Source organism: Belliella filtrata, from assembly GCF_022549775.1.
Taxonomy (GTDB): domain Bacteria; phylum Bacteroidota; class Bacteroidia; order Cytophagales; family Cyclobacteriaceae; genus Belliella; species Belliella filtrata.
In genome coordinates this window covers 73045-95525 of record NZ_JAKZGP010000008.1, presented here as the reverse complement: position 1 = coordinate 95525, position 22481 = coordinate 73045, and the positions used below count along the sequence as shown (strand labels likewise).

The 22481-nt window shown below is 37.6% G+C and carries 16 protein-coding genes; 5 read left to right on the top strand and 11 right to left on the bottom strand.

What is annotated here, in order from left to right:
• Positions 1-38 precede the first annotated feature (38 nt).
• The gene (locus tag MM239_RS05345; RefSeq protein ID WP_241347172.1) at positions 39-3008 is read right to left on the bottom strand and encodes a SusC/RagA family TonB-linked outer membrane protein; all 2970 of its coding nucleotides are present in this window, start codon (positions 3006-3008) and stop codon (positions 39-41) included.
• A gap of 412 nt (positions 3009-3420) precedes the next feature.
• Here MM239_RS05345 and MM239_RS05340 point away from each other — a divergent pair, with 412 nt between their 5' ends.
• Both MM239_RS05340 and MM239_RS05335 read left to right on the top strand, forming a co-directional pair.
• Positions 3421-6357 (top strand): triple tyrosine motif-containing protein, encoded by a 2937-nt coding sequence (locus MM239_RS05340; RefSeq protein WP_241347171.1) that lies wholly within the window; start codon positions 3421-3423, stop codon positions 6355-6357.
• Positions 6358-7023: 666 nt separating this feature from the next.
• Positions 7024-9666: a DUF5686 and carboxypeptidase regulatory-like domain-containing protein gene (locus tag MM239_RS05335; protein ID WP_241347170.1), complete on the top strand. Its 2643-nt coding sequence runs from the start codon at positions 7024-7026 to the stop codon at positions 9664-9666.
• Between the two features lie 283 nt (positions 9667-9949).
• On the opposite strand, the gene MM239_RS05330 is transcribed toward MM239_RS05335, so the two are convergent.
• The gene (locus tag MM239_RS05330; RefSeq protein WP_241347169.1) at positions 9950-11182 is read right to left on the bottom strand and encodes a sensor histidine kinase; all 1233 of its coding nucleotides are present in this window, start codon (positions 11180-11182) and stop codon (positions 9950-9952) included.
• 147 nt (positions 11183-11329) lie between these two features.
• Here MM239_RS05330 and MM239_RS05325 point away from each other — a divergent pair, with 147 nt between their 5' ends.
• Positions 11330-11800: a Dps family protein gene (locus tag MM239_RS05325; protein WP_241347168.1), complete on the top strand. Its 471-nt coding sequence runs from the start codon at positions 11330-11332 to the stop codon at positions 11798-11800.
• 87 nt (positions 11801-11887) lie between these two features.
• Here MM239_RS05325 and MM239_RS05320 read toward each other — a convergent pair whose 3' ends face one another.
• The 9 genes from MM239_RS05320 to MM239_RS05280 all read right to left on the bottom strand — a co-directional run bounded on the left by MM239_RS05320 (position 11888) and on the right by MM239_RS05280 (position 20316).
• Positions 11888-13195 (bottom strand): ABC transporter permease, encoded by a 1308-nt coding sequence (locus tag MM239_RS05320; RefSeq protein WP_241347167.1) that lies wholly within the window; start codon positions 13193-13195, stop codon positions 11888-11890.
• Positions 13188-14087, bottom strand: a complete 900-nt coding sequence (locus MM239_RS05315; RefSeq protein ID WP_241347166.1) for an ABC transporter ATP-binding protein — start codon at positions 14085-14087, stop codon at positions 13188-13190. Before MM239_RS05315 ends, MM239_RS05320 begins: the two co-directional genes overlap by 8 nt.
• A 31-nt stretch (positions 14088-14118) precedes the next feature.
• A complete protein-coding gene (locus MM239_RS05310; RefSeq protein ID WP_241347165.1) occupies positions 14119-14949 on the bottom strand; it encodes a hypothetical protein in 831 nt (276 codons plus the stop codon).
• 219 nt (positions 14950-15168) lie between these two features.
• Complete coding sequence (gene dnaJ / locus MM239_RS05305; protein ID WP_241347164.1) at positions 15169-16278, bottom strand: molecular chaperone DnaJ; 1110 nt, start codon at positions 16276-16278, stop codon at positions 15169-15171.
• A 5-nt stretch (positions 16279-16283) separates the two neighbouring features.
• Entirely contained in the window at positions 16284-16835 is a 552-nt protein-coding gene (locus MM239_RS05300) for a nucleotide exchange factor GrpE (RefSeq protein WP_241347163.1), read from the bottom strand.
• 106 nt (positions 16836-16941) lie between these two features.
• Entirely contained in the window at positions 16942-17934 is a 993-nt protein-coding gene (gene obgE, locus MM239_RS05295; RefSeq protein WP_241347162.1) for a GTPase ObgE, read from the bottom strand.
• A 120-nt stretch (positions 17935-18054) separates the two neighbouring features.
• Entirely contained in the window at positions 18055-18627 is a 573-nt protein-coding gene (locus MM239_RS05290) for an adenylate kinase (RefSeq protein WP_241347161.1), read from the bottom strand.
• A 162-nt stretch (positions 18628-18789) separates the two neighbouring features.
• Positions 18790-19317 carry a hypoxanthine phosphoribosyltransferase gene (hpt, locus tag MM239_RS05285; RefSeq protein ID WP_241347160.1) on the bottom strand — a complete coding sequence of 176 codons (528 nt, stop codon included), beginning with the start codon at positions 19315-19317 and terminating at the stop codon, positions 18790-18792.
• Positions 19318-19407: 90 nt separating this feature from the next.
• On the bottom strand, positions 19408-20316 hold the full coding sequence (locus MM239_RS05280; protein ID WP_241347159.1) for an aminopeptidase: 909 nt from the start codon (positions 20314-20316) through the stop codon (positions 19408-19410).
• A 167-nt stretch (positions 20317-20483) separates the two neighbouring features.
• Between MM239_RS05280 and MM239_RS05275 the strand changes: the two genes are divergently transcribed.
• Both MM239_RS05275 and upp read left to right on the top strand, forming a co-directional pair.
• On the top strand, positions 20484-21761 hold the full coding sequence (locus MM239_RS05275; protein ID WP_241347158.1) for an OmpA family protein: 1278 nt from the start codon (positions 20484-20486) through the stop codon (positions 21759-21761).
• 67 nt (positions 21762-21828) lie between these two features.
• Positions 21829-22479: a uracil phosphoribosyltransferase gene (gene upp / locus MM239_RS05270; RefSeq protein WP_241347157.1), complete on the top strand. Its 651-nt coding sequence runs from the start codon at positions 21829-21831 to the stop codon at positions 22477-22479.
• Positions 22480-22481: the final 2 nt, after the last annotated feature.

The window sequence follows — 22481 nt, the reverse complement described above, 5'->3', positions numbered from 1 at the left end:
TGACAATCACCCCAAACCCATCACTTTTAGACAAATTTTTAGAATGATAAATTGATACCCATGATGATATTTCTGGTCTGAGGGTAGGTACCAAAATCTACTCCCATTACAGTATTGCTTGCTCCAAAAGCATTCACCTCTGGGTCAAACCCCTTGTATCCAGTTAGCGTAAACAAATTCTCGCCTGTCACATAGGCTCTCAACCCAGAGATTTTCATCCTAGACAATAAGGATTGTGGAGCATTATATCCCAAAGTGATCGCCTGAACTCTAAGGAATGAGCCATCTTCAACAAACCTTGTTGAAATTCGAGAGTTGTTGGTGTTACCCCACGAAGCTCTTGGTATATCTGTCACATCGCCCGGAGCCCTCCACCTGTCGGCTACTACAGCACTTTGATTTTTGGCATCTGTCATTCCTTCTGTCTCAATTCTGGTCGCATTGAAAACATCATTACCATACACTCCTCTGATAAAAATAGATAAATCAAAATTCTTGTAAGAGAATGAATTAGTGAGACCATATATGAAGTCCGGATGTGGATTACCTATAAAAGTCCTATCTTCTGGAGATGGTGTAAAAGTACTTTCACCATTGGTGTCTATATAGAACGAGTTTCCTGTAGCAGGATCAACTCCGCCAAACACATAGCCATAAAACATACCCAGCGGCAAGCCTTCTTGAGAAAAACTCACATCTCCTCTACCTGCAATCCCTCCTCCAATGATATCCTGACCTATCACATCCAATACTGTGTTTCGATTCATAGAAATATTGAAATCAGTATTCCACTGGAACTCTCCTCTGGTGTTCACACTTGTGACTTGAAATTCAAGTCCCTTGTTCTGTAATTTACCAATATTTTGGATCCCATCGTTGAAACCAGTAGAGCGTGGTAACTGTACATTCAAAAGCAAATCTGATGTGTTTTTAATGTAAGCATCTGCCACAAATAATAATCTGCCATCAAAGAAAGAGCCATCTATCCCTAAGCTGATTTGCTCTGTTGATTCCCATTTTAGGTTTCTATTTTCTATCGACCCTAAATAGCTACCTGGTAATATCGCCCCTCCGATAGGGTAATTTGCTCCATATGAAACTCTTCCCAAATAAGCATATGGAGAACTGGATATTTGATCATTACCTACTATCCCATACCCGAACCTAATCTTTAAATCATCTAAGGTATTGTCTAGCGCTTTCATGAACTGCTCCTCAGATAACCTCCAGCCTACTGAAAAAGAAGGGAAATAACCCCATCTATTGCCAGGACCAAATGATGAACTTCCATCAGCCCTAAAGTTTGCAGTTAACAAGTACTTTTCATCAAAATCATAAGTTACTCTACCCAGAAATGATGCATTTGCTTTTTCTGATTTAGAGTTGCCCGCTGATGCTATAATGGAGCCAGCATTTGTTGTAGTCACTACATCATTAGCAAAACCCCTAGTTTCAATGTTGCTACTCTCCCAAAGAAATTTTTGCAGAACTGCACCTGCTAATGCCGAAAAATTGTGCTTGTCTGTTCGCTTGGTGTAAGTCAAGGTATTGTCAACAATATAATAGGACATTCTATCGGTATTGTTACGAGCGATACCTTCCATAGCGCGACCATAACTGGTTCTGAACGGATCAAGAAAATAATCATATACCCCATTGCTATGATCAATCCCCACATCACTTCTGAATTTCAATTCTGGCATAAATTCAATCTCAGCATAAAGATTTCCTAAAACCCTAGAGTTTTTGTATCCTCTCAGTGAACCATCTGTACTGGAAACTGGATTTTCCCAATCTTGAAAAGGATTTGTAGTAAATGTCCCATCTGGATTATAGACACCAATATTTGGTGGAGTAGAAAGCATACCCAAGATAACCCCACCTTGATTTACAGCCTGATTATCTGCCACATCTACATCATGGTAGTACATGTAATTGATATTGGTTCCTATTTTGAGCCAGTCGTTCATGTATTGTTCGAGTGAGGCTTTGAAATTGAACCTATCCATTTCTGCACTTCTCACAGCTCCGGTTTGCTTTGTATATCCTCCAGACAAATAATAGGTAGTTTGCTCATTTTTCCCTGACACAGCCATTTGGTAATTTTGAGATGCACCCATTTGAAAAATTTCATTTTGCCAATCGGTATTCTCTGTATATCTACTCCAGTCGGTATTTTGCCCAAACTCTGTCATTAGGTCTCTGTACTGCTCGCTATTCAGAACAGGCAAAGTCCTCCATGCTTGAGAAAAGCCCTGGTAGGTGTTGAATTCAAACCTTGGCGCTCCAAGTTGACCTTTCTTGGTAGTGATCAATACCACACCATTGGCACCTTGGGCACCATATATTGCTGCTGCAGATGCATCTTTCAGCACTGAAATATTTTCAATATCTGCGGGATTGATCGTACGTGTATCATTAGTAGGCACTCCATCTACAACATAAAGTGGCTCACTACTTCCAGAAATAGAATTTGTACCTCTGATTCTTATACTGAAGCCTGCTGACGGCTTTCCAGATGGTGTGATCACTTGTACGCCAGCGAGCTTTCCTTGTATTAGATTTCCAAACTGAGTATTTGGCCTGGCGTCAAATGCCTCTGTTCCAACAATGGCAACCGAGCCAGTTATATCCTTTCGAGCTTGTTCGCCATACCCTACTACGACAAACTCCTCAAGTAATTTGTCGTCGGTATTTAACTGAACATCCAAAACAGACCTACCTGCTACAGTTAACTCTTGTGTCGCATATCCAATAAATGAAAATACTAAAACGGCTTGTTCGGAAGCGACTTCTATATTATACTTACCATCAAGGTCAGTAACGACTCCTGAACCTGTTCCTTTAACCAAGATACTCACTCCTGGAATTGGCATTTTTGATTCATCAGTAACAGTACCCCTTACTGTGACTTGAGCATAAACTTCCTGCATGCAGGTCAGCCCAAAACAAAAAAACATAAGGTATGATACTACTGACAGATTGATTTGTAGAATTTTTTGTTTCATCTGTTTACCATGGGTTAAATATGTTAATTGAAATGCAAAATAAATATTGACCTTTATAATGATCAACTAACCAAAAGTAGCCTGATTTGTAATTCAATCGATTGAATGCTGTACACTAAAAACACTACATGGAAAAACACATTACTTCATTAGTACTTCACCAAAACTCAAAATATTGATATCCTGAGAATTAACACACCAAAAACACATCTAAATTAATCCAATTTTGTGTTTTTATTTGACTCAAGAACAACGTATTCTTCTAATACAATCAATAAGTCAATTCATGATTTCAAGAATAAAAGTTACATTTATAAACCCAAAATAAAGCTTCGGCTTCATTAGCATTACCTATTAAATGACACAGTCCTACTCAAAGTATATTGTAATCACTATTATCACTTTTTTTTGTTTGAGCAGTACATTTGCTCAGGTGAAAGAAACTAAGAGCAATACAGCACTTAGCGTAACGGGGTTCCCCGAAATTCTTCACTATAATAAGAATGATTTTAATGCAGACCCTCAGTTTTGGGCTATGTGTGAAGATCAAGATGGGGTTTTATACTTCGGGAACAATGATGGTATCATAATCTTTGATGGCGAAACTTGGCAAAAAGTATACTTACCAAATGGAGCATCAGTAAGAAGCTTAATCTACACTTCTGGGAAAGAAGTTTTTGTGGGTGGGTTCAATGAATTTGGCAAAGTTAAAGTAAATAGCCAAGGAGTATATTTTTTCGAATCATTGGTGCAATTGTTACCTCCTGAAAATCAGAATTTTGAAAATGTATGGAACATACATGAGGTAGATGAAAAATTGATTTTCAGGTCTTTTAGGCAATTAATGCTTTATGACAATAAGAAGGTGACTCTGCTTCCTGCAGACCATACTTTCAATTTCTCTGGCGCAGTATCTCAAAATCTCTTTATAAAAGATCATACTTTCCTCAAATCTTTTGATGTTAGGAAACTTCAATACCAAGAAATTTTAAATATTCAAGATATAAACAATGAGGAAATCGTTTCCATACTAGAAGGATTTGATCCTATTTACCCATTTTTAATAATAACCAAACAAGGATCAATCTTTGGATTGGATATCGATTCTAAGAAAGTGCGATTCATCAAACGCATCATCCCTGACAATGCCAGCAACTTGATTACCAGTGCGATTAAATCTTCTAACGGCAAGTATTACTTTGGCACCTTAAACACCAATCTTTTAGAAGCTAGTTTCAATGGTGAAGAGCTTGTAGTAAGTCAAGCATTCAGGTATAACCAAAGTCAAACTGTTTTAAATATATATCAAAGCAAAAAAGGGAACCTGTGGTCTCTTCTAAACAATGGACTTGATTTCATTGAGCTATCTTCACCAGTTTCGACCATATTTGATCAAGCTTCCGTGTATGATGCAGTGATAATGGACAAGAAAATGATCATAGCAACAAATCAGGGAGTATATTTTTCAGAACAAAATGAAAATCAAAATTCATATCAAAGTCAAGGTTTTCAATCCATAAAAGGACTTGAAGGACAAGCTTGGTCAATTAATATAATTGGACAAAAGGTTTTAATTAGTCACGATAAAGGTCTTTTTTCTTTAGGGAAAAATGGCTATTTTTCACAGGTTAATGGAGTCTATGGCGTATGGAAGACAATTCCTATAAGAGGGAGCAAAGACAGGTATTTGGCTTGCACTTATGAAGGCATATATTTAGTTGTCCATGATCAAATCAAAGACGACTTTATAATCAAACAGAAAATAGATGGGTTTGCAGAGTCTTCCCGAGATATTCTTCAAAGCAAGAGTGACCCTTCAGTATTTTGGGTATGCCATGGCTACAAAGGTGTATATAAACTTAGACTAAGTGAAAACTTTGACAAAGTGATAGGCATCGAGCATTTTAAAGACCAAAATGGATTACCTTCTCATTTTAGTGTGAATGTTTTTGAGTTTAACGACAAAGAGATCTTCACATCAAATCATGGGATTTACATTTATGATGAATTACAGAATTCGTTCAAGCCATTTGACAAGCTAAACAACTTTCTAGACACTTCTCTCAATGTCCGATCGATTCAGAAATATGAGGATAAGATTTGGTTTGTACAGGATGACGAAGCTGGGTTTATTAGGCTTGATAAAAATGGAGATCCATTTCCTGGTCTAAATAAAAATACGTTTTTGAATTTAAAAGGTGACTTTAACAGGTCAATGGAGCTTATTTTGCCCATCAACCAGCACCGAGTACTCATGGGTACACGCACAGGACTTTATGCCTATCAAATCGATCAAGAATCTAATGATAAGCCCTATGTAGAGATTCATTTTAGAAAAATAAGCTACCAAATACCCGAAGGAGAAGAGCTTGCCACATTACCGACTGGAGATGAAAGAATCAACATCCCAAATGATGCAAGCAATATAAAAATACATTTAGCTGCCCCAAGCTTTGCTGGAAGCAAAAACACACAGTATAGCTATCTCCTGGAAGGAATGAATACCACTTGGACTAATTGGGAATCAAAACCCGCCATTGAGTTTAATTTTCTTAAAAGTGGGCAATACACCTTACATGTAAAAGCGAGAAATCAATTCGGATTAGAATCACAAACCAGAAAAATTCAATTTTACATCATGCCAAAATGGTTTCAAACCACTTGGTTCTTTGGTTTTTTACTAGCCTTTATTTCTATTACATTGATTATCATATATCAATTGGTACTGAGAAAAATCTTAAGAGAAAAGGAGAAAACTCGCAAAGAAGAGGAAGAAAAGGCTAAGGTACTCGAGCTTAAAATTCAGCAAATGAAGCTTGAGCATGAAAAAAAGCAAATTGAAAAAGACAAAGAAATGCTAGAGGAGGATGTCGTATTCAAAAGTAAAGAGTTGGCAAACTACACCATGCTACTTGTCAACAAAAAAGACTTGCTTCAAGAACTAAAAGATGGGCTTGACACAATCAAAACTTCGACGACTAATGAAAAAATAAAGTCGAGACTAGGGAAACTCCAACATCGAATTCAAACAAACCTTAGCAATGAAGAACACCTTAAGGTATTTGACGCAAATTTTGAACGTGTACACCAACAGTTTTTTGATGAGTTAAAAGCTTCTTTTCCTTTCCTAAATGGTAAAGATCTACGCCTTTGTGCATTTGTCAAAATGAATTTAACAAATAAAGAAATTGCTACAATATTGAACATTTCTGTTCGAGGTGTAGAAACAGCTCGATACAGGTTGCGAAAGAGACTCAGCTTGGGTCACGATGTCAATATGGCAGAGTTTTTAGACTCTTTATCACAACATGAAGATGGGTTTGAGCCAGATGAATCGCAAGAGTTATAAACTTTAGATGTTAAGACACAAATCAATCAATACGAAATTTCCACAACTAGGATTGAGACTTAACTAACTAAAAAATTTAAATTTATAAGTAGACTCTTATCAAAAACGCATTGAATAACGCTGTTTTGAGAAAAATTTCTTTGAATTTTGAGGAACACCCATTTTACACAGCGTTGTCATTTTAAGCATTTGCAAACTGAATAAACGGTCTAGCTTGATTTACATGCATTGAAAATTTCAAAATTCGTAATTTTTAGCCTAATCTAATGCATAACATCTTTTTCATTAGGCTCATTCGAAGTATAAGCATACATTATCATGCTCTAGCTTTGACGCTGACATATCTAAGGCTTTTTTAGCCAACCCTATTTAAATCCAATTTAGCCAACAAATTTGAAGTTTTTTAACACCCACAATTTTTTTTATTACTAACTCTTCCCCAAATTTCCCGTTCTGATTCTATTATGAAGTTACTTATGGAAGTCACTAGCCATTCTTATCTTAGGCTGTCTCTTCTAAACCTTTGATTACTATGCGTTTTAAGCCCATTTTAGCTAACGAATTGAATGATTCAAATAACGGAGTTAAGCCTAACAAACTTCTATTTCCAAAAGACCGTTTCAAGCAGTTTTGAATAGTTTCAAATATCTAATTAATGCCAGCGTTATGATAAATTTTTACAAAAAATCCTCACTTCTCTTTTCCCTCTTATCGTTAATTTTAAGCCACCTTACCATAGCACAAGGTATTCGAGGAACAGTCACAGATGATACGGGTGAGCCACTTGGTTATGCTTCGGTATTCATCAGAAATCTTGGAGACGGTGTACCAACCAATCAGCAAGGAGATTATGAATATAAGCTTCAGGCGGGGTTTTACGATGTGGTTGTACAGTACTTAGGATACACTTCCAAAGTCCAAACTGTGGAAGTTAAAAATGAATGGGTTAAACTTGACTTTAAATTAGAGCAGCAGACCTATGCCCTACAAGAGGTCACTATCAATAGCAAAGCTGAAGATCCTGCCCTTACAGTAATGCGAAAAGCAATTTCTAAGGCCAAATACCACAGGCTGCAAGTAGATGAATACAGCATGACTGTATACCTGAAGGGAACAGGTCAGCTTACCAATGCGCCATTTTTCATGAAAAAAGAACTTGAAAAAGAAGGTCTAAAATTGAATGAAGCTTATACCACAGAATCCGTATCAGAGATTACCTTTAAGCAACCAAATACCGTCGAAGAGAAGGTGATCAGTATCAGAACCAATGGTGACAATAATCAAACTTCTCCTGCTCCTTATATAGTGACCAGTTTCTATGAAGAGAAAATCAATGAAGCAATTTCTCCACTTGCACCTTCTGCATTTGCCTATTACAAATTTCGATTTGAAGGATCTTTTGTTGAAAATGGCTATATCATAAATAAAATAAGAGTAACACCTAGATCAAGGGGCGAACGTGTCTTTGAAGGTCACATTTTCATCATTGAAGATCATTGGGCCATTCATAGCCTTGATCTGAAGACATCAATGTTGGGCTTTGATATCGGGGCTAGACAGCTGTACACCGAAGTAGCCACTCATGTTTGGATGCCTACCACGCATACATATACTTTTGGTGGGAAATTTTTTGGCTTTGCGGGAGAGTATAAGTATCTGGCTTCAGCAAGAGACCATCAAGTCAAAATCAATAAAGATCTTGTCTTCGAGACCAAAATACTTGACGAAAAAGTTCAAGAAATCCCAGAGTCAGCGAAAAATTTAGATAAAAATGTGTCAGCAATGGAGCAGATGGCACAAAAAGACCAATTAAGCCGAAAAGATTTTCGAAAACTTATCAATGAATATGAAAAAGAAGCACTCAAAGAAAGAGAAGATGCAGAAGTAGTATCAAATAGAACTTATAAAATTGACTCATTAGCCAAAAAAAGGGACCTAAGCTATTGGGATAGCATAAGACCTCTTAAGCTCACAGAGGCAGAGCTAAAAGGTTACCAAAGGGATGATAGCTTAGCGGTGGTTGAAGCTGCAAAAGCCAGCGAAAATGATAGCATCGCAAAAAAATCAAAAAGAAAGTTCAACCCTCTAGATATCCTCACTGGTGGAGACTATAATTTTGGAAAGGGTCGATCCGCAGGAATTAAAAACAACCCCTCAAGCGTCTCCTTCAATACTGTAGAAGGGTACAGAGCCGTATTGAGTGGGTATTATAGGGTTCAGAAATCTGAAAAAATGGCTGATTCTGTCACAAACTTCACAAGATCATGGAGTGTTGAGCCTGAGTTTAGATATGGATTTTCGAGCAAACAGTTCTATAATATGATTGACATAAAAAGATCCGTCAATAAAGGCAGACCAGGCTATACGCTTGGGTTGAAGGGGGGATCATATATCTTTCAATACAATGCAGACAACCCAATCAATGAACTCGTAAACTCACTTTACTCATTCCTGTTGAGGCAAAATTATATGAAGTTGTATGAGCAAGACTTTGCCTCACTGTATTTTGCACATCGGGTATCTGATGTATTCACTTACAGGTCAAGTATCACCTATGCCAATAGAAGAAGTTTGAGCAATACGAGCGACTTTAGTCTTTACAACAGAGGCAGCAGAACTTATACTGATAATATCCCAGAAAACATTGAGGCACATTCAAATAATTTTGACAACAATCAATCTCTCATCTGGAAAGGTAACTTAAGTTGGAGACCAGGGGTCAAATACTATGTCAGAAATGGTAGAAAAACACCTCTATTCGACAGTGCACCTTTGATTAACTTGAGCTACACCAAAGGGATTAATCACAGTCAAAGCTTTAATCATGCTGATTTTGATTTGGTCGAAGCTGGGATCGAGCATTTCTTCAATTTTGGAGTTAGTGGAAAGTTAGATTATAATATCAGGGCCGGAGCGTTCATCAATAACAATCGAGTATATTTCCAAGACTTTGTCCACTTTGGAGGGAACAGAACCATATTCGCCAACATGGGTGTGGCATCTAACTATAGGTTCCTAGATTACTATCAATATAGCACATCTAGCGAGTATGTGAGCGGAATCATTCATTACCAGTTTAGAAAATTTCTGCTTACTCAACTTCCCATGCTGAGGTTTACAGGTTTGAGAGAAAATATTTTCTTCAATTACCTCAAAACAGCAAATTCACCCCACTACTGGGAAGTGGGATATTCATTAGACAATCTGTTTAGAATATTTCGTGTAGAAATGGGTGCGGGGTTTGAAAACAATAACTTTAATAGGGGTGGTGTAAGATTAGGTATCGCTAGCTTTATCAGGATCAACTAACCATGGGTTCGTTTTCGACGCACATTCGTTGACAAAACATACACCAAAACTTTACATCAAATTGGGAAAATAATCGGTATAAATTTAATCAGATCACTCAACACATCATGATTCTACCTTTTTATCAGGGAAGGCAGAATCCCTTTGCACAGCAATTTGAATATTTTGATAATTCAAAGTAAGGTAGTACCTTAGTAGCTGTAAGGTTTAATAATTGGAAAGATGGGATCACTCATGGTGATCACATCTTTAATCTGGGCTTCTTTGAAGCCTTTTTTAATTTTTAAAACTTAAAGAAATCTTCCTTCTTAAATTCAGACATTTGTTCTTGTACTCCATTGAGTACAATTCTAAAGGTCGTCCCTTTACCCACTTCCGAGGTTTTCACAAAAACCTTCCCTTGGTGATATCCCTCTATGATTCGCTTGGCTAAAGTAAGCCCTAAACCCCAACCTCTCTTTCTAGTTGAAAACCCAGGGTTAAAAACTTTCTTATACATCCCCTTTTCCATTCCTTTACCTGTATCTGCAATGTCTATGATGACAAACTGTTCACTTTCTTTGATAATCTCTATAGAAATCTGACCTTGTCCTCTCATCGCATCTACTGCATTTTTGCATATGTTTTCAATAACCCATTCTAGCAATGGCCTATTGATCATAGCCTCTATATCACGGGCGTAACCGTTTACAGTGATTTCCACTTTGCTTGAGATCCTTGGTCTAAGGTAGGCTATAGCTTCATCTACTACGCTAAAGACATTTTCAGATTGGATCACGGGCTTACTTCCTATAGAACTAAAGCGCTCCGTCACCATCCTTAGCTTATCTACATCTTTATCCATTTCTTGGATCACCTCTTTGTTTTCGTCCCAGACGGGAGAATTCTTAAGGTAATCTATCCAAGCCATCAGAGAAGCTATAGGTGTACCGAGTTGATGCGCAGTCTCTTTGGTCAGACCTGCCCATACCTGATTTTGTTCGGCAATTTTAGACTGATTGAATACCGCATAAGCAAGTACTCCAAACACAATAATTACTGCTAGTTGAACATACGGATAGTATCGCAAAGATGTCAGCAATTCTGAATTGCGATAAAATATAAAAGAGCCATTCTCCATCTGAATTGGTTCGTATTGATCTCTCATTTTGATCAATTCTCCCCTGAGTATCTCTACTCGTTCTTCATCGGTCGACTTCTTTCCAAAATTAATGTTCTTGTATTCGCCAGGATTTCCAAACTCATCCATTATGATCAAAGGAATGGAGCTATTTTGCTGAATGATCTCTTGATTGATAAAAGTCAAATTATCTGTATAGATCGCTGCATACTCTAGCGCCCTAGCCAAAAGTTCTATCTGCCTCTTTTCTCGATCTTTGAGCTCTTCTACAAGATCATTGGTGTAATAGATCGAACCAAAACTTATCACTACAGAACAAATAAATATTAGCCATTTGATTCGATTTTTGTTTTGATAAAAATCAAGCGTAGCAATCTCCTGAAGGGTATACTTCATATTGTAACAATTCTAGAATATAAGCGTAGTACTTATAGACAACTCAATTTTGACATAGATATTATCTATCGGACAAAATTTACTATAAGCACTAAATGGCTTTAATTTTGATGTATAATTATTGATTAGAACCAAAAATATAATAAAATGAGCACAAACGATATCGGATTAGAAATAAAAGACAGTAAAGTACTTGCTAAAAAGTTGAATGAGCTTCTAGCAAACTATGAGATCTACTACCAAAACTTGAGAAATTTCCACTGGAACGTATCAGGACCGAATTTCTTTGAGCTTCATGCAAAGTTTGAAGAGCTGTACAATGCTGCAAATCTAGGAATAGACGAAGTTGCTGAAAGAATCCTCACTTTAGGGATTAGACCATTGTCTTCATTTGATGAATACATTCAGAATGCAGAGATCAAAGAAGCAAAAGAAGTAGACGAAGCTAAAAAAATGGTAGAAATCGTCAGAGATAACTTAAACACGCTTTTGAAACTCGAAAGAGAAGTTTTAGACATTGCTGCTGAACAAAATGATGAAGGTACTGTTTCTCTCATGAGCGAATACATCACAGGTAAAGAAAAAGTTGTGTGGATGCTGTCCGCATATTTGAAATAAAACCAATTATTATTTTAATTTAGCTACCACAAGCAAACCAAAAGGCCAACTCATGGAGTTGGCCTTTTGGTTTTATTCTTGGCTAAATCAGGAGCTACTCCTTAACCATCTCCACAATGTCTTATAACCTACTTTTGAGCCGTGAATAAGTATACCGATACGATAAATCTTCCCAGCAAGCCAAGTGGTAGACAAGAAACCTGCTACCAATAAAGACATAGACAACAGTAGTTCTTGAATAGGCACTCCAAAACTCACCCTACCCATCATTGCGATAGGGGAAGTGAAAGGAATAATAGATAGCCAAAATGACACATTACTATCAGGATCATCCAGTACAAATATAAACAAGCCCATGTACGCTATGAGAAGAGGGATAGTCACTGGAAACATAAACTGTTGAGCATCCCCAGGGGTATCTACAGCTGCCCCTATCGCAGCAAAAAACGCCCCATAAAGCATAAAACCACCTAAAAAGTAAAACATAAATACTACAACAAGCTGTACAAAGTCTACTCCTTGTAATGCCTCCAAAATCGGTGAAAACTCTCCAAAGTCAGGTATCTGAGTTAGGTCTGGGTTCATAAGCTCCATGGCTGTTTGCTGTGGCATCTGCATCCCAAAGTACCCCATAACCACAACTGACAAACCCGAAATCAAAATTATCCATATCAAAAATTGTGTAAGCCCAACAGCCCCGATTCCAATGATTTTCCCTAGCATCAATTGAAATGGTTTCAATGAAGAAACCAAAATCTCAATGATCCTACTTGATTTCTCTTCAATTACACCTTGCATGACTTGGTTACCATACACAAAAATGAAAATGTATATCAAAATCCCAGTCAAAAATCCTAATCCATAATTCAATGTAGCATCTGTAGTAGTCTCTTGCCCAGAGTCCTGAACAATAAGTGTCTGTATACTTACAGGTGTCCTGACTCCAGCTAATATTGAAGGATCAATACCTTGCTGCATCAGTTTATATTCTTCAATTCTCCTTTTGATACTACCTTCCAAACTGGTAATAAGAGACATGCTAGGATTACTTCCACCATAATATTGAATTCCTGACGGGCTACCCAAATCCATTTTAGGAATATAAAGAAAGCCATGCCTTTCTCCTTGCTGTACCATTTCCTTACCTTCCTCTTTGGTTACTTTTGAAATTGAAAAAGCATATGTATCAGAGCTTTCGACATAAAAAAAATCATTCTCATCTACTACTTCAATCATCTTAACTTGAAGATCAGATGCATCGCCGATAGCGATCCACAAAAATACCCCCATGATAGTAGGGAAGATCAGTGGAGTCAACAGCGTGGCCAAGAGAAAAGATTTCTTTTTCACTTTGGCCAAATACTCTCTCTGTATTACCAAAAAAACCTTATCCATGATCGCTTGCCTTCACTTGCTTGATAAATATCTCTTCTATAGATGGTCTTAAAATCCCAAAGGATTTGACTTCACCATATTTCATCACTCCACTTAAAACTTCATTTGCAGACATTCGGTCTTGTGCCACCCATATAGTCACCAAATTTGAGCTCTTGACTACTCTCCATGATTCCGGAAAGTCAAGAGACCAAGCTTCCAATACAACCTCAAAAACTCGTTCATCATGCGTTGCCTTGACCGCATCAATAGCCCCATGCAACAATAACTTTGACTTGTTGATAAGTGCTACATGATCACAGAGCTGCTCGACAGAGTCCATCCTATGCGTAGAAAGCATAATCGTGACACCACTTTCTTTGATTTCTAAAATCTCATCTCTTATCAAAGCGGCATTTACTGGATCAAAACCTGAAAATGGCTCATCAAGAATCAATAATTTTGGCCCGTGTATCACCGTTGCGATGAACTGCACTTTTTGCGCCATTCCCTTGGATAACTCTTCAATCTTCTTATCCCTCCATGCTCCTACAGACAGCTTGTCTAGCCAATAGTTCACTTTGCTACGTGCCTCTCGAGAAGAGATACCTTTGATTCTTGCAAAATAAATCAACTGGTCATAAACAGTCATTTTTTTGTATAAACCTCTTTCTTCAGGCAAATAACCGATCTTTGATATATGATATCTCTCAAGAGGCTCATTATCGAAACGAATCTCGCCGCTATCTTGCGCTATGATTTGATTGACTATCCTAATAAGTGTAGTTTTGCCAGCTCCATTTGGGCCTAAGAGGCCAAAAATCTTACCCTCTGGTATATCTAGGCTTATATCTTCCAATGCGGCTTGTTCACCATAGTACTTATGAAGCTGAAGTATAGAGAGTATGCTCAATTTTACAAGAGTATAATATTTTAAGAATCAATTACTTTACTACCAAAGAACCAACTGAAATATCTATGACCAAATCTACCAAATCTGGTGCGTCTTTGTCGTAAGATTTGCTCACATAGGTCTTATCACCTATATCTTTTAAGTAGCTAGGCAAGGTTAATCTACACATTGGGGTAGATTTTATTTTTAGTCTATAAGGTTGGTTTTGATCAGGCAGCGTTAAGTTTACTTTTCCAGCGCCAACTACAGCTGATACTTTCAGATCATGAATTACTCCCTCTGAGAAAGAAAGGTTCAAAGTCCCATAATTAATCTCAAACAACATCAATTCAGCATTTGCATAATTGATGTTATATGCATCCAGGTTTCCCATGTTTAAAGAAACCATCATGGTATCCATCGTCACCGAATTGGGTACTTTTTTAGAATAATCAAGCTTAATATCAGCACTAGCCGACTTTATTTTACAATTAGAAATAGGAATATGAGAAAAATCAAGGTTGGCCTTACCTATTCCAAAATACAAATCCAAATCATACAAGTGACTTGAACTCAATCCTACATCCCATTGATGATCAAAATCCTCACTATCACTAGAAAAAAGCTTATATGATAAACTCTTGCCAAATGTCTCTGACTCTACATTGCGATGATGCAAATGTGCTGTCAGCACATCATCTTTAATCTCATGTGAAAACGAAGGCAATACGTTCACTTTCGAAAGTTTAGACTTTATCAGGACTGGTTTATCACTTGGTATCCTTTTGACATACGTGATCCCTTTATATACATTATAATCCAAATGCACAATGCTATAGCCACTACGTGCATCAATACTGAAATCCTTGCTTATCTGCGCCAAAAGAGAAGTTTCTCCTTGAATAAGAAAGCAAATTAATAAACACAATCCTCTCAACATACGGATAAATTACGGCAGATGCATTAAAAGGTTTTTCAAACAAACAAAAAAGCTGGAAGATTTTCCAGCTTTTTAAAATATTATTATCAATTGTATGTTTGAACCAAGAGAAAAAGTACCCTGAATCAGGTTTATTTAAATGAAACTTATTGTTGCTTGTTGTTAGAAAAACTCTTTCATTTTATCGAAAAAGCTTTTTTCAGAATTCCCTGGATCAGGTTTGAAATTTTCGGCATCTCTCAGTCCTTCCAAAATTTGCTTCTCTTCTTTGCTTAATTGTTTTGGAGTCCAGACATTCACATGTATCAATTGATCACCTTTACCATAGCCATTTAGGTCTTTGATTCCTTTACCTTTCAGACGGAGCATTTTTCCACTTTGTGTTCCTGGGTCTATCTTTATCTTCACCTTTCCATCTATGGTTGGCACTTCTACTTGAGCACCAAGGACAGCATCGATGAAGCTGACATACAGGTCAAAAACTACATTGTTACCATCTCTTTGAAGTATATCATCAGCAATCTCTTCAATCACGATCAGCAAATCTCCAGCTACTCCACCAGCTGTTTCATTACCTTTACCTGACATACTTAGCTGCATCCCATCTGCCACGCCACCTGGAATATTGATCGGAATCACCTCTTCTTTGATTACCAATCCTCTAGCATCTGCTTCAGCTGGCTTTTTATCTACTATCTGACCATTTCCACCACAAGCTGGACAAGTACTAGCTGACACCATTTGTCCTAGCATCGTATTGACTACTTTTTTGACTTGACCAGTACCTTGACATGTTGTACAAGTAGTGAAAGTCACACCCTCGGCCAAAACTTGACGTTTTACTTTAATCTTTTTCTCAACACCATTGGCAACTTCCTTCAAGTTAAGCTTAAGCTTTACCCTAAGGTTGGTTCCTTTTTTTGTTCTTCTACCTCTGCCTCCTCCGCCAAAGAATGACTCAAAACCACCTCCGCCACCGAAGATATCTCCAAACTGAGAGAATATATCATCCATGTTCATACCGCCACCGCTGTATCCACCGCCACCGCCTAGTCCTTGATGACCAAATTGATCATAGCGCTGACGCTTCTCTTGATTACTCAATACTTCATATGCCTCAGCTGCCTCCTTGAACTTATCCTCTGCCTCCGGATTGTCTGGATTTTTGTCAGGATGATATTGTATGGCCAACTTTCTGTAAGCCTTTTTGATCTCATCTTGGCTAGCTGTTTTGGCTACGCCAAGGATTTCATAATAGTCTCTTTTTGCCATAATTCTTATGCTCCAATGACCACCTTAGCGTACCTTACTACTTTGTCACCAAGTGTGTATCCCTTTTCAACTACATCTATTACTTTGCCTTTCATCTCCTCATTGGGAGCTGGAATCTGTGTGATAGCTTCTTGCCTATCTGCGTCAAATGGCTCCCCAATCAAACCTTCCATTGGCTTCAAGCCCTTTGATTCAAGTACCTTCTGAAACTTATTAAACACAAGCTGATTGCCCTCACGAACCTTACTTGAATCTTCTTCTGATTCATTTGCTTTGAAAGCTCGCTCAAAATCATCTACCACTGGGATAATTGCGGACATCATGTCCTCTGAGGCAGTCTTGATCAAATCAAGCTTCTCTTTTGCAGTCCTTCTTCTGAAGTTTTCAAATTCAGAATACAGTCGAAGATATTTATCTTTTAATTCCTGAACTTCCGCAGAGAGCTTTTCAACTTCAGAAACCTCACTACCTACCTCTTGTGAATTAGTAGCATCTTGTTCTCCTTCTACACTATTTTTAATATCTTCTGTTTCAGAAGCAATATTTTCCTTATTCATGTTTTGATTAAATTTTTGTTCTGATGATTCCATGACAAAGATTCATTTGCAAGCACTCAGAATCAATTTGCTTGCCACACGCTCAAAGCTGACAATCTGGCACAAATTAATCATTGATTGCCGTCCAGAGCATATCTTTAAGCTTGTCCAAATTGAATTGACTGACAGCCGAAATGAATACTGAAGGTAACCCCACTGGAACATCCTCTTTCATCTCTTCCATTAGTTGTTCATCAAGCATATCTGCTTTGGTAATTGCCAAAAGTCTCTTTTTGTCAAGTAGTTCTGGATTGTACTTTTCTAGCTCACCCAAAAGTATTTGGTATTGTTCCTGTATACTATCTGCATCAGCTGGTATCATAAAGAGTAATATGGAATTCCTTTCTATATGTCTCAGGAACCTGATACCTAAACCTCTCCCTTCTGCGGCCCCTTCTATGATCCCAGGTATATCTGCCATGACAAATGACTTATCGTCTCTATAAGGAATCACACCAAGATTTGGTACTAAAGTAGTAAAAGGATAATCTCCAATCTCAGGTTTTGCAGCTGATATACTTGCCAACAAGGTCGATTTCCCAGCATTTGGAAACCCTACTAAGCCTACATCTGCCAGAAGCTTTAGTTCTAAGACTATCCACTCATCTATCCCTTCTTCACCTGGCTGAGCATAGTGAGGTGCTTGATTGGTGGCAGTTTTGAAATGATCATTACCAAGTCCACCTCGTCCACCTCGGGTCAAAACAACCTCCTGCCCATCTTCGGTGATCTCAAATCTAACCTCCATGGACTCAGCATCCTTGGCTACGGTACCCAATGGCACATCCAAGAATATATCATCCCCATCTTTGCCTTTTCTCCTGCCTCCCTCTCCATTTCCTCCCGCATCAGCAATCACATGCTTCTTATATTTCAAATGAAGCAATGTCCAATGTTGAGCGTTTCCCCTTAGGATAATATGCCCTCCTCGTCCACCATCTCCACCATCTGGACCACCTTTTGGCACATGTTTTTCTCTTCGAAAATGAACCGAACCAGAACCTCCTGCTCCAGATCTGGAACAAAACTTCACATAATCTATAAAATTAGAATCTGCCACTTTATTATTTTTTTAATAAAAAAGGCTAAGCATCTAAGCCTAGCCTATATAAGCTACAAAGGTAGCAATAATTTTCCTCTCAAGATTGATTTCTTAACTTGGGTATCAATCTTGCCCTTTTCAGTATTTGTCTACTACTTTTGAAATATCTTCAAAAATTGCATCTATAGTACCTACTCCGTGTATTTTTGTTAACTTACCTTGATTTTCATAATAAGATGCTACTGGTAAAGTTTCATCCAAATACACTTTGATCCTGGTGGCTATTTTCACTTCATCTTGATCATCTACTCTACCAGAAGTTTTGCCTCTTTCACGAATTCTTTCCTTGAGTGTTTCCTCTGGTACATCCAGGGCTATCATACCAGATATCTCCATATCTAATACGCTCAACATTTTATCTAAAGCCTCAGCTTGAGCTACAGTTCTAGGGAATCCATCAAATATAAAGCCCTTACTATCTTGGGTGTCCTTGATTTTCTCTTCAACCATTCCGATCACCACCTCATCTGGAACCAATTTGCCTTCATTCATATATTGCTTGGCCAGGTTACCAAGTGATGTACCTTCTCCAAGGTGCTTTCTGAACAAATCACCTGTAGAAAGGTGTGTCAAATTGTATTTTTCAATTAGCTTCTCACTTTGGGTTCCCTTTCCAGCTCCCGGAGGGCCAAATAACACGATATTAAGCATAACGAATCCTTTTTTGGTATTTCTATTATTAAATATGGTTTGCCATCTCCTTAGGCTATAAGGCGATGATTTTATTACAAGTATTTCTACTTTTCAAATAACTACTTTATTTTATGCATTTATTCCAACTAACAGATGATTGGTAATAATGTCACAACTATTCTATTTCAATTGATATATAGCTGACAAGTTTCTTCCAATCCCATCATAATCTAACCCGTACCCTACCACAAACTTATTAGGTATTTCAAAACCTACATAATCCATCTTTACATCATGCTTCAGCGCCTCAGGCTTATAGAGCAAGGTTACCACAGCAATTTGAGCTGGCTCCAATCCCTCCAATGAGTCAAGCAAGTGAGCCATGCTCAAACCGGTATCAATGATATCTTCTACTACAATTACTTTTCTATCTTTTATATCTATCCCTAAACCCATCAATTCTTTCACTTGTCCAGTAGAGCTTGTTCCTGCATAGGAAGACATTTTCACAAAAGACACTTCCACGGGAATATCTATTACTTTGGCCAAATCGGAAAGGAACATAAATGCACCATTCAATACACCTATTAAAATAGGCTGATCATCTTTGAACTCCTCTGAAATTTGTTTTCCTAATGCACTAATTCTACTTGCCAGTTCAGCCTCAGTGATAAAAGGAACAAATTCTTTGTCTTTAATTTTGATCATATTTTTATTAAATAAAAATGCCCCTCAACAAGAAGGGCTTGCAAATATAAATAAAAATGGTGCTAATGTCCGCATAATATGAGTAATACATTATAGATGAGCCATCAAGTATCGATACATTGCCACCATACACCCCAAGTCAAATAAGGCCACCTTTTCATTAGGAGAGTGGACATTGTCTTCAGGAGCACCTATAAAACACCAATCAATTGGATATCTTGAAAACTGTATTTCCCTTCCATCACTTCCACCAGCGTCTTCAACTTCAAGTTGATAATCTATCCCACTTTGCTTTGCTAAACTCAACACCTTATTTATATAAGCTCTTCTTGGAATAAATTTATCCCTTATTGAAATAGCCACTCCACCTCCATGCACCACTCCATCTGTAACCCATGTGATATCAGAGACTAAAGCTTGATTAACAGGACTTTCATTCATAATAAAATCCAAAAGAAAAGGCATACTGCCTCCACCGTGCTCCTCATAAGTAGTAAACACAATCCAACCATCCTCTAGATCTTCACAAATTTCCAAAGCATTATATACACCTAACCTATTATCAAGGTAAGCCCCTTGAATAAACTCATCATCAATACGTAGATTTTGCTCAAACGACAAATATGTCCCGCGATCAATTGTTCTAGGAAAATCATGACATATCATATCTTCATCAACTATAAGCCTACACCTAATTGGCCCTAAACTATCCTGACCCACTAAATAAGTCCCTCCTACTAATTCAGGACCTCCAACAGTGATCAATTGATTGTCATACCTGGTCATAAACCCAATAGTATCCATGTGCGCAAAAACTGCTGTTCGAGGCTTACCGAACTTTAAAAGGATACAATCTTGAAAATTTTCACCAAAAAACACATTTGGCGTAACCTTCCAGTGATTGCACCGTTGAAAGATGGTGTTAAGTATAAACTGGGACACAGTTAATTCATCACCAGAAACGCTATTTATTGTAAACAAATCTTCGAGAAATTTCATAATTGGCATCATTTGTGAAGAAACGTTAACGAATTTAAGGCGAAAAATTCAAAAGAATTAAAATAATGTATAAAGAATTAAAAATTAAATATACATTTGTGTAAAAGTTTATAAATTTGCAATCAAATCAATTAAACACTCAAAATTTTGGAAAAAAATTTTTTATCATGAAAAAATTACTACTATCTACATTAATGGCAAGTGCGCTTACGCTAGGTGTAAACGCACAGGATGATTACAACAAGTGGTCAATCGAAGTTAACGGCGGTTTCAATAAAGCCATGACTCCTTTGACACCTGGTTTCTACTCTCCTACTTTGAACATTGGACATGCTGACCTAGGCGTTAGATATATGTTCAATGAGAAATTCGGTACGAAACTTGATTTCGGTTTCGGTTCTTTCAATGAAGCTTCTAGTTCTACTAGCCCATCATTTTCTACTAATTATTGGAGAGCAAATCTTCAAGGAGTAGCAAATCTTGGAAGAATTATGAACTTCGAATCTTTCACAAGAAGACTTAATCTACTTGGTCACTTCGGTGCTGGTGTAGGTGCGGTTAATCCACAAGAAAATGTAAATGCTGGAGTAAACGATATGGTTTATAACTTCATTGGTGGTTTCACTGCTCAAGTAAAATTGTCTGAAAGAGTAGCATTAAATGCTGACATCACTAGATTGATGAATGGTAGACAAACTACGGCTTTTGATGGTGCTTCTGACATCACACCAACCGTAAATGGATTCTATGGTCCTTCTGCCCAGTGGTGGACAGGTACTTTAGGTCTTAGCTTTTACTTAGGTAGCAAATCTACTCACGCTGACTGGTACGTAGCAGCTGATAAGTATGCTACTAAAGAAGAATTGGCTAACCAAATCGGTGAAATCAAAGACATGTTGAAAGACTCTGATGGTGACGGTGTTCCTGATTACCTAGACAAAGAGCCTAACACTCCAGCTGGTGCTAGAGTAGATTCACATGGTAGAACTTTGGATTCTGACGGTGATGGTATTCCTGATCACTTGGACAAATGTCCATTCGCTCCAGGACCAGCATCTAACGACGGATGTCCAGTTGAAGAAGTTAAAGAAGTAGATTACTTCAAAAAAGCAATCAACGAAGGTTACGTTAACGTATACTTTGCATTCGATAGCGCTAAGCCACTTGGTTACTCTGCTTCATCTGTAAGCTATGTTGCTAACTTCTTGAAGAAAAACCCTAGTGTAAACCTTGAAGTTAAAGGTTATGCTGATGAGTTAGGTCCAGAAGATTACAACTTGAAGTTATCTGAAAGAAGAGCGAAAGCTGTTTACGATCAACTTGTTGCAGCTGGTATCGATGCTTCTAGAATTTCTTACAAAGGATACGGTGAAGACACTAGCGTAGATAAAAAATCTGCTGATGCACGTCAGTTAGCTAGAAGAACAAGCTTCGAAGTAAAATAAGATATAAAAATTCAATTTTAAACCCGATCTTTATGGTCGGGTTTTTTTATGCCTTATCGTTAACAATATGTTTATACTCAATCAACAAAACTCAATTGCCAACACATATTTGGCAGAAATTCGAGACACAAAAATTCAAACTGACAGACTAAGATTCCGTAAGAACTTGGAAAGACTCGGAGAAATATTGGCCTATGAACTATCAAAAAGTCTCCAATTCGGGACCAAAGAGATCACGACACCTCTAGAAACAACAGGAATCAATATGGTAAAATCTCAGCCTGTTTTAATATGCGTATTGAGAGCAGCTAACCCATTTTATCAAGGATTTCTAAATATTTTTGATCATTCAGACTCAGGGTTTATTGGTGCTTTTCGAACGGAAGAGATAAATGATAACCAAGAAATATCTATAGAGCTTTCTTATCAAGCAGCGCCAGACATCTCAGGTAAGCATGTAATCATTATAGATCCTATGCTTGCCACTGGGAAATCATTTGTCAAAACTGTGAAATCATTGCTAAATAATGGTAAGCCTGAAAAAATTCATGTAGCCTCGGTAATAGCCGCTCCAGAAGGTGTTGCGTATATTAATGAGCAATTAGGTACAGATTTAAATCTTTGGACATGTGCTTTAGACAGCAAGTTGAATGAAAAATCTTATATCGTTCCTGGGCTCGGAGATGCAGGTGATTTGGCTTTTGGACCTAAAATCTAATT

What these genes read in the sequence shown, in the direction of transcription:
- MM239_RS05345 (WP_241347172.1), bottom strand. Translation starts at nt 3,008, where the DNA reads ATGAAACAAAAAATTCTACAAATCAATCTGTCAGTAGTATCATACCTT.
- MM239_RS05300 (WP_241347163.1), bottom strand. Translation starts at nt 16,835, where the DNA reads ATGAATAAGGAAAATATTGCTTCTGAAACAGAAGATATTAAAAATAGT.
- MM239_RS05275 (WP_241347158.1), top strand. Translation starts at nt 20,484, where the DNA reads ATGAAAAAATTACTACTATCTACATTAATGGCAAGTGCGCTTACGCTA.
- hpt (WP_241347160.1), bottom strand. Translation starts at nt 19,317, where the DNA reads ATGATCAAAATTAAAGACAAAGAATTTGTTCCTTTTATCACTGAGGCT.
- MM239_RS05325 (WP_241347168.1), top strand. Translation starts at nt 11,330, where the DNA reads ATGAGCACAAACGATATCGGATTAGAAATAAAAGACAGTAAAGTACTT.
- upp (WP_241347157.1), top strand. Translation starts at nt 21,829, where the DNA reads ATGTTTATACTCAATCAACAAAACTCAATTGCCAACACATATTTGGCA.
- MM239_RS05330 (WP_241347169.1), bottom strand. Translation starts at nt 11,182, where the DNA reads ATGAAGTATACCCTTCAGGAGATTGCTACGCTTGATTTTTATCAAAAC.
- MM239_RS05290 (WP_241347161.1), bottom strand. Translation starts at nt 18,627, where the DNA reads ATGCTTAATATCGTGTTATTTGGCCCTCCGGGAGCTGGAAAGGGAACC.
- MM239_RS05320 (WP_241347167.1), bottom strand. Translation starts at nt 13,195, where the DNA reads ATGGATAAGGTTTTTTTGGTAATACAGAGAGAGTATTTGGCCAAAGTG.
- dnaJ (WP_241347164.1), bottom strand. Translation starts at nt 16,278, where the DNA reads ATGGCAAAAAGAGACTATTATGAAATCCTTGGCGTAGCCAAAACAGCT.
- MM239_RS05335 (WP_241347170.1), top strand. Translation starts at nt 7,024, where the DNA reads ATGATAAATTTTTACAAAAAATCCTCACTTCTCTTTTCCCTCTTATCG.
- MM239_RS05280 (WP_241347159.1), bottom strand. Translation starts at nt 20,316, where the DNA reads ATGAAATTTCTCGAAGATTTGTTTACAATAAATAGCGTTTCTGGTGAT.